The organism is Acinetobacter sp. UNC436CL71CviS28, assembly GCF_000620525.1.
In the GTDB taxonomy this organism is placed as follows: Bacteria; Pseudomonadota; Gammaproteobacteria; order Pseudomonadales; family Moraxellaceae; genus Acinetobacter; species Acinetobacter radioresistens.
In genome coordinates, this window is record NZ_JIBB01000003.1 from 68,513 (window position 1) to 82,953 (window position 14,441).

12 protein-coding genes are annotated in these 14,441 nt (G+C 43.4%); 7 read left to right on the top strand and 5 right to left on the bottom strand.

The features are described 5' to 3' along the window. Positions 1-21: 21 nt before the first annotated feature. Together purL and N518_RS17165 are read right to left on the bottom strand one after the other, a co-directional pair. On the bottom strand, positions 22-3,855 hold the full coding sequence (purL, locus tag N518_RS0102460) for a phosphoribosylformylglycinamidine synthase (protein ID WP_017400846.1): 3,834 nt from the start codon (positions 3,853-3,855) through the stop codon (positions 22-24). Between the two features lie 383 nt (positions 3,856-4,238). Beyond that, a complete protein-coding gene (locus tag N518_RS17165) occupies positions 4,239-4,403 on the bottom strand; it encodes a hypothetical protein (protein ID WP_010699840.1) in 165 nt (54 codons plus the stop codon). Between the two features lie 2 nt (positions 4,404-4,405). On the opposite strand from N518_RS17165, the gene N518_RS0102470 reads away from it, so the two are divergent. Genes N518_RS0102470 through ruvB form a run of 3 tightly spaced genes read left to right on the top strand, consistent with a single transcriptional unit; the run spans position 4,406 to position 7,385 of the window. After that, positions 4,406-5,737, top strand: a complete 1,332-nt coding sequence (locus tag N518_RS0102470; RefSeq protein ID WP_005019325.1) for a deoxyguanosinetriphosphate triphosphohydrolase — start codon at positions 4,406-4,408, stop codon at positions 5,735-5,737. 20 nt (positions 5,738-5,757) lie between these two features. Further along, a complete protein-coding gene (gene ruvA / locus N518_RS0102475) occupies positions 5,758-6,360 on the top strand; it encodes a Holliday junction branch migration protein RuvA (protein WP_005019323.1) in 603 nt (200 codons plus the stop codon). 20 nt (positions 6,361-6,380) lie between these two features. Then, positions 6,381-7,385, top strand: a complete 1,005-nt coding sequence (gene ruvB, locus N518_RS0102480) for a Holliday junction branch migration DNA helicase RuvB (protein WP_026443950.1) — start codon at positions 6,381-6,383, stop codon at positions 7,383-7,385. An 89-nt stretch (positions 7,386-7,474) separates the two neighbouring features. Here the strand turns inward: ruvB and N518_RS0102485 are convergent, their stop codons facing one another. From N518_RS0102485 to N518_RS0102495, 3 genes are read right to left on the bottom strand one after another with little or no spacing between them, the layout of a single operon-like run. Continuing rightward, a complete protein-coding gene (locus tag N518_RS0102485; RefSeq protein ID WP_026443951.1) occupies positions 7,475-9,019 on the bottom strand; it encodes a flavin-containing monooxygenase in 1,545 nt (514 codons plus the stop codon). Positions 9,020-9,032: 13 nt separating this feature from the next. Next, entirely contained in the window at positions 9,033-9,866 is an 834-nt protein-coding gene (locus N518_RS0102490; RefSeq protein WP_026443952.1) for an SDR family NAD(P)-dependent oxidoreductase, read from the bottom strand. A gap of 30 nt (positions 9,867-9,896) precedes the next feature. Continuing rightward, on the bottom strand, positions 9,897-10,892 hold the full coding sequence (locus tag N518_RS0102495) for a metal-dependent hydrolase (protein ID WP_026443953.1): 996 nt from the start codon (positions 10,890-10,892) through the stop codon (positions 9,897-9,899). Positions 10,893-11,411: 519 nt separating this feature from the next. Here N518_RS0102495 and ybgC point away from each other — a divergent pair. Genes ybgC through tolA form a run of 4 tightly spaced genes read left to right on the top strand, consistent with a single transcriptional unit; the run spans position 11,412 to position 14,232 of the window. Next, positions 11,412-11,819 carry a tol-pal system-associated acyl-CoA thioesterase gene (gene ybgC, locus N518_RS0102500; RefSeq protein ID WP_026443954.1) on the top strand — a complete coding sequence of 136 codons (408 nt, stop codon included), beginning with the start codon at positions 11,412-11,414 and terminating at the stop codon, positions 11,817-11,819. Positions 11,820-11,841: 22 nt separating this feature from the next. Beyond that, positions 11,842-12,540, top strand: coding sequence for a protein TolQ (gene tolQ, locus N518_RS0102505; RefSeq protein ID WP_005027054.1), 699 nt, complete (start codon positions 11,842-11,844; stop codon positions 12,538-12,540). Beyond that, positions 12,540-12,989, top strand: coding sequence for a protein TolR (tolR, locus tag N518_RS0102510; RefSeq protein ID WP_005019311.1), 450 nt, complete (start codon positions 12,540-12,542; stop codon positions 12,987-12,989). Before tolQ ends, tolR begins: the two co-directional genes overlap by 1 nt. A gap of 4 nt (positions 12,990-12,993) precedes the next feature. Next, positions 12,994-14,232 carry a cell envelope integrity protein TolA gene (tolA, locus tag N518_RS0102515; protein WP_017400845.1) on the top strand — a complete coding sequence of 413 codons (1,239 nt, stop codon included), beginning with the start codon at positions 12,994-12,996 and terminating at the stop codon, positions 14,230-14,232. The last annotated feature ends 209 nt before the right edge of the window (positions 14,233-14,441 follow it).

A 14,441-nucleotide genomic window follows, 5' to 3' on the forward strand; every position in this document is an offset into this window, starting at 1 on the left:
GGCTTTTTTATATGTGTATAATTAACCGATAAACTTGCGAGCATTACGGAACATGCGTAACCATGCTCCATCTTCCTTCCACTCTTCCGGTTTCCATGAATGCTGGATCGCACGGAAAGTACGCTCTGGATGTGGCATCATAATAGTCGCGCGTCCATCTCTAGAGGTTACACCAGTCACTGCTTCTGGAGAACCGTTCGGGTTAAGAGGATACTGCTGGGTCGGGTTGCCATGGCTATCGACATAACGCAGAGCAATTTGACCATTAGCATTCAGACTACTCAAGCTGTTATCAGAAATTACTGCACGACCTTCACCATGTGCAACGGCTATTGGCAGAATAGAACCTTCCATTCCTTCTAACACTACAGAATTTGATTTTTCTACTCGTACGTTTACAGTACGGGCTTCAAATACTTCAGAAGTATTACGGTGAAAACGTGGCCAGTTTTCTGCGCCAGGTATCAACGGCGCCAACTGTGACAACATTTGACAACCATTACAGATCCCTAAAGAGAATGTTTCTTCACGATGGAAAAACTGCTCGAACTGGTCACGCAACTTGGTATTAAACAGGACTGATTTTGCCCAGCCTCCACCTGCTCCAAGCACATCACCATAAGAGAAACCACCACAGGTTACCAGACCTTCGAATTCATCCAGACTTACGCGACCAGCTAAAAGGTCACTCATATGCACATCGATACTGTTGAAACCCACTTTATCAAATGCCGCGGCCATTTCAACATGTCCGTTTACACCCTGTTCACGCAGAATTGCCATATTTGGACGGCGCGTATTGATAAATGGTGCTTCAATTGGCTCATTTAAGTCAAAGGTTGGTTTAGCAATAATACCTTGATGGTCAGCATTGGTAATCAGTGAATATTCCTGATCTGCCGTTTCAACATTATCACGTAAACGTTGAATCTGATGAGAAACCTCCGACCAGGCCTGCTGCAAGTCAGAACGTGCCAGCGTTAAACCATTTACATTTAAAGTATCGGTCGTATTTACCGAACCAATCAGGCTGATAGCATCTTTAAGTAGAGACTCGGAAATTTCTGCCTGCAATGCTTCCCAATCAGTGGCCTTAAGTTGTAATACTGCACCAATTTCTTCTGCAAACAGACTTTCAACTGACTGCTCTTCTAGTGCAACACCCAGACGTGAGGCGAACATCATTTCTGTGACAGTTGCCAGCAGGCCACCATCACCGATGTCATGATATGCCTGAATCAGGCCACGATTGTTCCAATCCTGAATCAATGCAAAAAACGCTTTAAACTCATCAAAGTTATCTACATCTGGTGTAACTGTACCGATTGCTTTATAAACCTGTGCCAAAATAGAACCACCCAGACGGAACTGGCCTTTAGACAGATCAATACGTACCAGTACTGAATCTTTAAGTTTCTTCAGCTCGGGCGTCATGGTTTTACGCACATCACCAACAGGTGCAAATGCTGTAATCACACCGGTCATTGGAGAAGTTACAGCTTTATCTTCACCATTATCATTCCAAGTGGTACGCATGGAAAGTGAATCTTTACCAACTGGAATTGCAATTCCTAAGGCTGGGCACATTTCCATACCGATCGCTTTTACACCTTCAAACAGGGCCTGATCTTCACCTTTTTGGCCTGCTGCAGCCATCCAGTTGGCAGAAAGCTTGATATCACTAATCTGTTCAATATTGGCACAAGCAATGTTGGTAATTGCTTCTGCTACTGCCAGACGTGCTGATGCTGCCGGATTCAGTAAAGCTACAGGAGGACGCTCTCCCATTGCCATTGCTTCACCCGTATAGCCTTGCAGGCTGGTCGTAGTTACTGCTGCATCAGCGACAGGAACCTGCCAAGGCCCTACCATCTGGTCACGCGCAACCATACCGGTAATTGAGCGGTCACCAATGGTGATGAGGAAAGATTTTGAAGCAACTGTCGGATTTTTCAAAACACGGAAAATTGCATCGTTTAAATCAACTTTTGAGGCATCAAAATCATTACCCTGACGAGGCGCTGTCTCATAAGAACGCTGCATGCGTGGTGTGCCGCCCAGCATAACCTGCATCGGCATATCTACCGGTTTGTTCGCAAATAGCGGGTCTTCAACCGTAAGATGACGTGCCTCCGTTGCTTCACCCAGTACAGCAAATGGACAGCGTTCACGAGCACAGATTTCTTCAAATTGCTGCAGAGATTCTGGACGGATTGCCAGTACATAACGCTCCTGAGCTTCATTCGACCAGATTTCCATTGGCGACATACCTGACTCAAGCGAAGGAATCTTGCGCAGATTAAGTACAGCCCCCAGTTCATGGTCATTGACCAATTCAGGCATGGCATTAGATAAACCACCCGCGCCAACGTCATGAATAGAAACAATCGGGTTGAAATCTTCCAGACGCCAGCAGGTATCAATCACTTCCTGACAACGGCGTTCCATTTCAGGGTTTTCACGCTGTACCGAAGCAAAATCAAGATTTTCTCCCATCGTACCACTGTCAACAGAAGATGCTGCACCACCACCTAAACCGATCAACATAGCTGGCCCACCGAGTACAATCAGCAGGTCACCCGGTTGAATCGCATCTTTTTCAACATGGTCAGGACGAATATTGCCATAACCGCCAGCAATCATGATGGGTTTATGAAATCCTTTAACTTCACCGTTTACATTTTGCTCAAAAGTACGGAAATAGCCATTTAATGCAGGACGACCGAACTCATTATTAAATGCAGCACCACCCAGCGGGCCTTCAATCATGATCTGCAACGGAGCAGCCATACGAGATGGCTTACCATAATTTTCTTCCCAAGGCTGTTCAAAGCCAGGGATATTGAGATTAGACACAGTAAAGCCGGTTAAACCTGCTTTTGGCTTACCTCCACGGCCTGTTGCACCTTCATCACGGATTTCGCCACCTGAGCCTGTGGCTGCACCGGCAAATGGAGAAATCGCTGTTGGGTGATTATGGGTTTCTACCTTCATTAAAATATGGGCAGCCTGACTTTTATATTTATACACATAATGACCACTTTCATCCTGTTTTGGATAAAAACGTTGTGTGTCATAGCCTACAATTACAGAGGCATTATCTTTATAAGCAGACAGAACATCGGTTGGAGATTCTTTATAAGTATTTTTGATCATCTGAAACAAGGATAATGGCTGTTTTTCACCATCTACTGTCCATTCTGATCCAAAGATTTTATGACGGCAATGTTCAGAGTTGGCCTGAGCAAACATCATCAGCTCAATATCATTCGGATTACGGCCCATATTAGTAAAAGCTTGGGTCAGATAATTAATCTCTTCATCAGACAGGGCAAAACCAAACTCATTATTGGCTTTAACCAGTGCCTCTTTACCTTGCCCTAAAATATCAATTGAATTTAAAGGTTTTGGTGCAGTCTCATTAAATAGCGCCTGTGCATCTTCAATCTGAGCAAATACACTTTCGGTCATACGGTCATGCAGAGCCAGTTTCACATCAGCAGAAACCTCAGGAATTCCTTTTAAAGTATAAAGAATACCGCGTTCCAGACGATGTACCGGCACATTACAGTTCTTGAAAATATCAGTCGCTTTAGATGACCATGGCGAAATGGTTCCCACGCGTGGTGTTACCAGAATTTGTATTTCATCATCTGAAACTTGGCGCAATTCAAAGATTTCACCATCATTCAGAAGTTGCAAAGCAGATTGATGCTGCTGCTCGCTGAGCGCTTGATCAAACAGATAAACCCACTGGCTGTCAAAAGATTGAACAGAACTAATTGACGCTAAACGTGATAATAGTTGAGTTTTCTTGAAAGAAGAATGTGCTGGTGCACCGGCCACGATAAACATGCTGATTTTGGCTCCACGGGCAGGCCTGAGCGACCATGCCGCAATGTGACTTGAAGAGAGCGCATATTCTACTGTGAAAGCCTATTTGGGGCTAGTGATAAAGCCATGAAAAGCTCATTTTCCTACGCTTTATTTTAAAAAAATAAGAGCTTAACCTTCGCCTAGCTCTTATCATCTCGGTGTTCAGGCATACTATTCACAGATTAAAAATAAATATTCTTACTTCATGTAATTTCTAAATATTGTATAATTTTCAAACTATTCCAGAGTTAAAAATATAAAAATTTACTGTAATTTTCAGCTATTTCTGATGTCTAATCTGGCATTAGAGGCGATATTTAGGAAATTTATTAGGGTACTGCTTTTATGAATACTTTAGAGACTTAAGTTAAACGCAGTTTTAAATGACTGTTCTGTCTGCCAGCCAAAAGGCCAAGCTCGGCTGAATATAAAACATCTAAGCCAAGCCCGACAATTACTGTCGCTTCTGGCTGGCGAATTATAGGATTTTTTGGCATGATCAGGTTTTGAATCAACTGAATAATCATAAATGGAACAAATGCGTTGGTTAGAGCTTCTCTCGGCGGTGCGTCTGGGAAGTAAAAAGAGTACTTCAGAACTGGCCCGTAGCCCTTTTCATAAAGATTATGACCGCATTATTTTTTCGCAAAGCTTTAGACAGTTAAACCGCAAGACCCAAGTGCACCCGCTTACCCAGCATGATGGTATCCATACTCGTCTGACCCACTCACTGGAGGTATCATGTATTGGCCGTTCAATGGGTATGCTTGCAGCTGAAAAAATCAAGGATGAGTTACCGGTATGGATTTCCCCAGCAGATGTAGGAGCCATTATTCAGGCTGCGTGTCTGGCCCATGATATTGGTAACCCGCCCTTTGGACATGCAGGTGAATATGCGATTCGGGAATGGTTTGATGACGCATCCCATAATGATTTGCTGAGAGAATTAACTCCTGAGCAGGAAGCCGACGTCCGTCAGTTTGAAGGTAATGCACAGGGACTGCGTCTGCTCACCCGAATTGATTATCATCCGAATGATGGTGGAATGCGCCTGACTTATGCGACTTTGGGTGCCTATTTAAAATATCCCTGGCTGTCTAAACGCATTGATGACCAGCCATCACACCAACGGGCCAAGTTCGGCTGCTATCAGTCTGAAAAAGAAATTTTAAAGCAGATTGCCGAACAGCTTGGACTGATTCAGCTCGGTGATTATCATTATTGCCGCCATCCACTTACTTATCTACTTGAAGCGGCGGACGATATCTGTTACGCCCTGATCGACCTGGAAGATGGCATTATTTTAAATATGCTGAGTTATGAAGAAGTCGAGCCGATTTTCCTGAATCTGATTGCAGATTATGGTCAGCCAGAAGAACTGAATTTTGAGAATACCACCTGGCAGCAAAAAATCGCGGCCTTACGTGGTCGGGCCATGAAACGTCTGGTAGACGAAGTAACTTCTGCTTTTGCACGCCATCATTTTGAAATTTTAACTGGCCAGCTTAAAGGCAGCTTGTTGCAGTATTGCCCCAAAGATATTTGTGAAGGTATAGAAACTGCCAAGAATATGGCCCGAAACAAGATTTTTGAGCACCGGCAGAAATCAGATCTAGAAATTATCGCGCATATGAGCTTGCAGCACATTCTGGATGCTTTTGTTCCTTTAACATTGCCACAAAAGTCTTTAAGCTTTAAAGAACGGCGTCTGATGACAATTTTGCAGGAGTTTGGGGCCAATTTTCAGACTGATCATTACCAGAATATTATGCAGGTACTGGATATTATCAGTAAGTTTTCAGACCATCAGGCATATGAACTGGCCCAAGCCTTACAGGGTCGCCGCACTACTTTTCTTTAATTCAGGAATATAAACTCAAAATGATCGGTTGTTTAATTGGTGAAGTATTTGCACTGGAAGCTCCTACCGTACTTTTAAATGTTAACGGTGTAGGTTATGAAATTGACACCCCGCTTTCTACATTTTGCCAATTACAAAAAGGCCAGAAAGTTACATTGTGGACTCATCTGGTAGTACGTGAAGATGCTCAACAACTTTACGGTTTTAGTAATGCTCAGGAAAAAACCATTTTCCGTACCTTACTCAAAGTTAATGGTGTTGGTCCGAAAATGGCTCTTGGTATTCTTTCTACCTTAAGTGTAGAACTGCTGGTGCATACGATTGAACATGATGACCTGAACACACTGGTTAAAATCCCTGGTGTTGGCAAGAAGACTGCCGAGCGTTTAATGATTGAATTGCGTGACCGTTTCAAAACACTGGCACAAGCAGCAACTACCAGTAGCACTGCCCTGCCGCAAATCCAGTTCATTGCCAACTCTCCGATTGCCGAAGCAGAAGCCGCTCTGCAGTCACTGGGCTATAAACCGCAAGAAGCACAAAAAGCTGTAGCTGCAGTAAAAGGTGACTTCAGTGAATCAGCCGATTTGATCCGTGCTGCACTTAAGTCAATGATGAAATAAATTAAGTAGATAACGAGCTCATGCAAGACCGACTTATTAGTGGTTCAGAAAAACCAGAAGATCATTTTGATCGTGCCATCCGCCCAACCTCACTGGATGACTATATTGGTCAGCCGGTAGTACGTGAGCAAATGGAAATCTTTATCGGTGCGGCGCGTGGTCGTGGTGAAGCACTAGACCATACCTTAATCTTTGGCCCGCCGGGATTGGGTAAAACTACCCTAGCTAATATTATTGCCCGGGAAATGGGTGGAAATCTCAAATCCACGTCAGGGCCGGTACTGGAACGCGCGGGTGATCTGGCAGCAATGCTGACCAACCTCGAAGAAGGTGATGTACTGTTTATCGATGAGATTCATCGACTTTCTCCGGTAATTGAAGAGATTCTGTATCCGGCGATGGAAGATTATCAACTGGATATCATGATTGGCGAAGGACCAGCTGCCCGTTCAATCAAGCTGGACCTGCCGCCTTTTACACTGGTTGCTGCCACTACTCGTGCCGGATTACTGACTTCGCCCCTGCGTGACCGTTTTGGTATCGTACAGCGTCTGGAATTTTATTCAGTAGAAGACCTGACACATATTGTAACGCGCTCAGCCAGTCTCATGGATGTACCAATTACTCAAGAAGGTTCACGTGAGGTCGCACGCCGTGCCCGCGGAACACCCCGTATTGCCAATCGGTTATTGCGTCGTGTTCGTGATTATGCTCAGGTAAAAGGTACTGGAGAAGTAACTCAGGAAATGGCGCAGCGCGCGCTAGATATGCTGAATGTCGATAAAGATGGATTAGATACGCTGGATCGCCGGTATTTAAGCATGCTACTTGAACGATTTGACGGCGGGCCTGCCGGTGTAGAAGCACTTGCTGCAGCAATGGCAGAAGATTCAGGGACATTAGAAGACGTGATTGAACCTTATCTGATTCAGCAAGGCTATGCCATGCGTACTGCGCGCGGCCGTATCGCGACCAATATGGCTTACTTGCAGTTCGGTATGACCCCACCAGAACCAAAACATTAAGAATAAGCTAGAAATAGAGAAACCCGGTGTGCTAAGCCGGGTTAATCACGGTTCCAAAATATGATCTTAAAAAATGCTCAGTTAGAGTTTTATGCAGAGCGTTTAGTTTCTTGCATATTCTCTAAATATTCTATGTCATAATCATTTAAGTCCAGTCGGCTTAGCCGCTGCTTTAAAACTTTAAGCGACCATGGCCAGGCAGCAAAATTACGGCCATTCTGATCAAGATAGTAACTTTTACATCCACCACTATTAAATACAGTCTTACGCAGGTGTTTTTGCACCTGAATATTATGTTGATGAATCACATCAGACTTTATAGAGAGCTTACTGATTCCTTGTTTTTTCATCTGCAATAAGCCGTTTACGATATATTGTACCTGTGCCTCTGCCAGTCCTATAAATGAATCATAGACCAAAATATTTGGGCCTAGCATCAAGAAAGCATTAGGGACACTTTCAAGGCTGGTCCCCAAGTAGGCTTCCGGTGAGCTATTTTTCCATAAATCTGCCAGATACTGTCCTTTTTCATTAATCACGCGCTGACCAATCGGCGGATGGGATACTTCAAATCCTGTACCCCAGATAATGACATCTACCTCGTGGCTTTCTCCATTTGCTGCAATTACTTTATTGCCCTCTACCCGAACCAGTCCGTGTGGAATTAACCGGGTATTCGGCTGTATTAAGGCGGGATAATAATTATTGGCAAACAGAATACGTTTACAGCCAATCAAGAATTGAGGGGTAACATTTTGACGTAATACTGCATCTTTAATTTGAAGTTTAAGCAGCTGTTTAGCTCCATTGTTGACTGGTTTTAAAAATACAGGATGACGTAACCCCAAATTAATCAGGTTAAGAGAACCCGCTACAGCCTGACGCCATCTCTGCTGAATGACTGGGGCCCTGGCAAGCAAGGTCTTGGTATATCTTCCTAAGGGTAAATCAGGTTTTGGCAAGACCCAAGGTGCGGTACGCTGGAACACGAAAAGTTCCTTGGCTAAGGGTTGGATCTGCGGGATAAACTGAATTGCTGAGGCACCTGTTCCAATAACTGCGATGCGCTTGCCTGTTAAATCATATTCATGATTCCATTTTGCTGAATGAAACATCTTTCCTGTAAAGGTTTCTAGTCCTTCAAGCTTGGGAATTTGCGGCTCAGTAATAGGGCCTGTAGCAAAAATTACAGTTCTAGCTTGATAAACCCTCTCATGAGTTTCCAGTATCCATCTTTGCTGGTCTTCATGCCAGATGGCCTTGACCAGCTCCTGATTAAATTCAATTTTTGACAGAATATTATATTTTTCACTTACATTTTTTAGATAAGCAAATATTTCAGGCTGTTTGGCAAATAAATGACTCCAGCGAGTACTCGGCGCAAATGAATAGGAATATAGTGCCGAAGGAACATCACAGCCGCACCCCGGATAAGTATTTTCCCGCCAGGTCCCCCCTACAGTACTTGCCTTTTCAATTATTTTAAAATGATTCAACCCTGCTTCATCTAACTTGATGGCAGCTGCAATACCAGAAATACCAGCTCCGATAATAAAAGTATCATATAACTGGTTATCATTTTTAGCAGACTGCTTCTTATGGACGCGCTGTTTGGTTTTAACTTCAGTCATCATTATATTTATACTCTCAAGTTTTTATAAACTGATAAGACAGGCCAAGAAACTTGGCATACAGACTTGGAGAAGTTCGTTTCATCAGCCAGAACAGTTTGGCATCAAGTTGTGGTGTTGTATAAAGCTGTTCTTTATCCAGCCGGTCTAAACTCAATCTGGCGACTTTATCACTGGTCGTAAATGCATAATTCATCAAGGCATGATCAGCAAGTTTTGAGTACTGGCCTGGAATACGGCCGTTCTTGATAATATTGGTAGGGACCAGAGTTGGACAGACCACATTTACTTGAATCTTGAACTTTTTCAGCTCAGATGACAAAGTTTCAGAGAGGGCTAATACCCCTGCTTTACTGACGTTATATACACTCATCTCTGGAGCGGCTGTATAAGAGGCTGCTGAGGCCACATTGATAATAGCGCCATACCCCAGCTTTTTAAATTTTGGCACAAAAGCATGGCAGCCATGGATAACACCCCATAGATTTACCTGCATACACCATTTCCAGTCATCAAGTGATACTTCGTCAAACTTGCCACCCAGCCCAACGCCAGCATTATTGATTAAAAGTGTAACCGGGTGTCCTAAAAGCTGCTCAGCCTGTTCAGCAACACTGTTTACCTGTTCAGCATTTCCTACGTCGCACTGTAATGCAAATGCTTTCGCACCAGTTGCCTTAATCTGATCAACAGTATCCTGTGCGGCTGCCAGGTTAAGGTCTACACAGATTACTGCACCTCCACGTTTAGCCAGCTCATATGCAAAACTCCGTCCAATACCGCTACCGGCACCGGTAACTACCGCATAGGCATTCTGGCTTGATTTACTTCTATTACCTGATAATTTCATGCTGAATCCAATATTCGATATTCAAGATTTTTAAGCTGCAGCTGTACGCAGAGGTGGCACAAACTCTTTAATAAAGTATGGCGTTAACAGCCCTTTCTCCGGATCAAGCAAATATTTTTTGTAGAATTCCAGATACTCAGTAGTGTCATGGTCATTCGGGTGAAAATCACGGCGCAGATAATCGAATACATGATGCCAGTTACTACCGAAGACGCCATATTTCCGCCCGACCAGCAGTTTTAAACTATCTTTGACATCGTTGTAATAACGTCGGCTGATGAGATAACGTGGTGAACGCAGATAAGGGAGCATGATGCCACCTAATGACACCAGCCCCAGAATAGTAACCAATGCCAGTACAAAACCAGAAACTCTTAACCAGTAATTACCTGATAGAACCTGATAAACGTCATAAGCAATATCTTTATGTTCAGACTCCTCAAGCATATGCCACATCCATAGCGCCATAGTCTTATTATCTTCAGTACGAGTTAGCGGATTGTCCATCATGGCCATAATCGAAGAATCCGTATTAACCATCATATGCTGGGCTATAACCGCGGTGAAATGTTCAATAGCCGCCATAAGTGATAATTTCATTGGCTGAGGAAAGCGCAGAAAGATATGGTCAAAGACTTTGTCTGCCAAAAAACGGTACAGAGTGACAGGGAAACGGTTATCTTTTAAGATTTCATTCCATTCCTCATGAATTTTTGAATGGATGGCCTCCTGTCCAATTAGACTGGTAACTCTCTGTTTTAAAACCGGATCAATTACGAGATCACGATGAAAACGAGCAGTTTCAATAACCAGATCTTCACCATACGTCAGAAAAATCGAGAGCGCCTGCCAGTACGCACTGCCTAAAACAGTCTGAAAATAGAACTTGCTATCCAGCTCATCTTTATCAAATTTAAAATCAAAATGTCGAATAGGTATATTCAGACTCGCTACATTATGCTGCTTACATGCAGTTCCGTTCCCGCTACGGGTGAGAAAGATTTTACGTACAACTTGCGTGAGCATTGCACACCTCTTATCCAATTTATTTTTCTACATGTGAAATTTGGCTAAATACATCTTTAGAACTTATGGAAATATCCCTTAGCAGGTTCATCTATACTTCTTTAGCCAAGTGTCACGATTTTTATAGTCAGGTTGCGGTATAGGCAGTTTTTATACAATTGGCAAAGTGCTCGTATGCACTGAACCTTTTTGCCAATAAATTGGTTTCTTGTATTTGCATGCTCTCTACAGGATTGTCAGCTTGTGCCATTTGAGTTCAGAACGTCTATGCTAAAATCCGGGCCTGAGTCAGGGTGGTATTTTGGTAGGACTTTCAATTTAAAGCTTTCTTTCAGCCAGAAGTAAAATAGCAATTTCTTTATATCAGACGTAATGAATTACATGTTTTGGTTCAAGTTTTCTTGTATTGAAATAAGTTCAAGTCTGGTCAAGAAAGAAATATCAAGTATTACCCTAAGTAAAGCAAAACCAGATATTTAGTTTTTAAATATCTAAAAGTATTTTAGACGGATGCGATCTATGGCAAATCATTTCGAGTTTCAGATTCGGGTATATATTGAAGATACAGATGCAGGCGGTATCGTTTATCACGCCAATCATATCTGTTATATGGAACGCACCCGTACGGAATGGCTACGCGCTGCTGGTGTTGATCATTACTGGCACCAAAAAGATTATAACTTTGTGGTGCATAAGATTAATGTCAAATACATGCGTCCAATTCTCATGGATGACCTGATCACTGTTACAGCACGTGTTATTTCGTGTAAAGCTGCATCATTTGTGTTGCAACAGAATATTTATCGTGGTGAAATCTTGCTGGCTTCGGGTGAAGTCGAACTGGCCTGCTTGAATGACAAAATGATGCCGCGCAAGCTGCCAGAGCAAATCCGCGATCTCATCCGTAAAGAACTGGAACAAGACTAGAAAAATCACTGGCAACTTCTCTATGGCAACACAACTTGAATCAACCCTGCATATCTCCGATTTAATTCTGCAAGCAAGTCCTGTGGTTCAGCTGGTTATGCTGATTCTACTACTCGCTTCAATCTATAGCTGGTACCTGATTGCCAAGTTGTATATGAGTCATAAGAAAGCCCAAAAAGATGATGAACATTTCCAGAAAATGTTCTGGTCTGGTGCCGAGCTGAATACGCTATACAATAACGCCCAGCTCAACTCAAAACGCTCAGGCCTGGAAGATATTTTTTATCAGGGACTGGGCGAATTTTTTAAATTGAGTAAACGACATGCCTCAACGACACAGTCGATTGAGGGAACCGAACGTATTTTGCGTGTAGGTCTGAGCCGTGACCAAGGTAATCTTGAGCAGGGGCTGGGAGCATTGGCCAGCATTGGTTCAGTTGCCCCTTATATCGGTCTTTTCGGTACAGTATGGGGCATTATGAATGCCTTCATTGGTCTTGCTGCTGTTGACCAGGTAACACTCGCTACTGTCGCACCAGGTATTGCCGAAGCACTTATTGCAACTGCTATTGGCTTGTTTGCAGCTATTCCTGCTGTCTTGGCTTTTAACCACTTTACAGCTAAAGGTGAAGCACTTTACTCAGACCGTGCCCTGTTCGCCGAAGAAATGGTAGCCTTGCTACAACGTCAGTCTGTGGGTCCTGCACAGGAAGCTGAATAATGGCTATTCAACGTTCCGGACGCTTTGAGCGGATCAAAAAACCTTTAAAAAGTGATATGAATGTCGTGCCCTATATCGACGTCATGCTGGTATTGCTGGTGATCTTCATGGTAACTGCTCCAATGATTACCAGTGGCATTAATGTAGATTTACCACAAGCTAATGGTAATCCGATTGAATCTAAAGATGCACCTGCCATGGTTACCCTAGATAAAGATGGTCATTACTATCTAGAATACGAACAGCATAAGGCAGAGCCTCTAGAGCTATCTCAGCTGACCCAGATTTTAACTGAAGCACAGACTCAGGCTGAGGCAGACAACAAACAGCTCAATGTAGTGATCCGTGGACATAATACCCGCCCTTACGGTGATGTCATAGCCTTGATGTCCAGTCTTCAGGAAGCCGGTTTAACTCAAGTGGGTTTACTGACCGAACCATTAAAGTAATTTTATGAAAGATTTTAAAAAGCCTCCTTTTAAACAAAAAGCAGTAGCAATTGGATTTACGCTAGGCGTACATCTGGTGGCTGTGGTCGGCTTGCTTTATTTGGGTATGAGTACACCGCCTGAAGCTCCTAAACAAATTAAAACTGTACTTATTAAACCTGAGGATCTCCCCCCGCCTGAACCTGTTCCTCTAGAACAGACGGATACTGTAGAGACCGTACATGAAAACCAGGCAACCGAAATTACGCAAACTGCCGAGCCAAGTATAGAACCAGCTCCTGTTATTCCAGTTCCTGCTACAACCTCTGCTTCACTACAGGCAACTGAAGCTGCAAAACGTGCAGAAGAAAAGGCGAAAGCAGCAGAGGCAGAAAAATTAAAAGCTCAAGCATACGCAAAAGTAAAAACAGATGCCGCGTCACGAGCTAAAGCTGAAGCATTGGCTAAACAAAAGACCGAAGCTCCTGAAAAAGCTAGAGCTGATGCACAAGCAAAAGCTGACGTTGCTGAAAAAGCCAAAGCTGATGCGCAGGCCAAAGCAAAAGCTGACGCTGCTGCAAAAGCAAAAGCAGATGCTGCTGAAAAAGCCAAAGCCGATGCACAGGCCAAAGCAAAAGCTGATGCGCAGGCCAAAGCAAAAGCTGACGCTGCTGCAAAAGCCAAAGCCGATGCTGCTGAAAAAGCCAAAGCCGATGCACAGGCCAAAGCAAAAGCTGACGCTGCTGCAAAAGCCAAAGCCGATGCGCAGGCCAAAGCAAAAGCTGACGCTGCTGCAAAAGCCAAAGCTGATGCGCAGGCCAAAGCAAAAGCTGACGCTGCTGCCAAAGCTGATGCGCAGGCCAAAGCCAAAGCGGATGCTGCTGAAAAAGCCAAAGCCGATGCCGATGCCAGAGACCGGGCTGAGGCTGAAGCGAAAGCATCAGCTGCAAAAAAAGCAGCTGAAGAAGCGGCTGATAAAAAAGCTGAAGCTAAAAAAATTGCTTCATCTGCCAAACGTGATTTTGAAAATAAAATTAAACGTGCTTGGGATATACCTAATGGCTCTTCTGGTAACAAGGCAACAGCACGTGTAACTTTAAGTGATAGTGGAGCTGTTCTCTCAGTGGTAGTGAATTCAAGTGACCCAGATATGAAAGCCAGTGTAGAAGCTGCGGTAAGGGCAGCCGCTCCTTATCCAATGCCATCTGATGCCGATGCACGACGTGAAGCACGTACCTTTACCTCTACATTTACTGCTAAATAAAAAAACCACCCTCTTTTGAGGGTGTTTAAATAAATTGACCGAGTTTTATTTTTTATCGATAGGATTGGGTTATTTTGATTTTAATATCAATATATTAATTTTACTCTTTATAATTTTCTGAAACCTATAACTTGGGGTATCTATTTCTTTAGTTATAAGATGGTTCTGACTTCTCACGAGATAGTCATATTTACATGCTTTAAATAGAT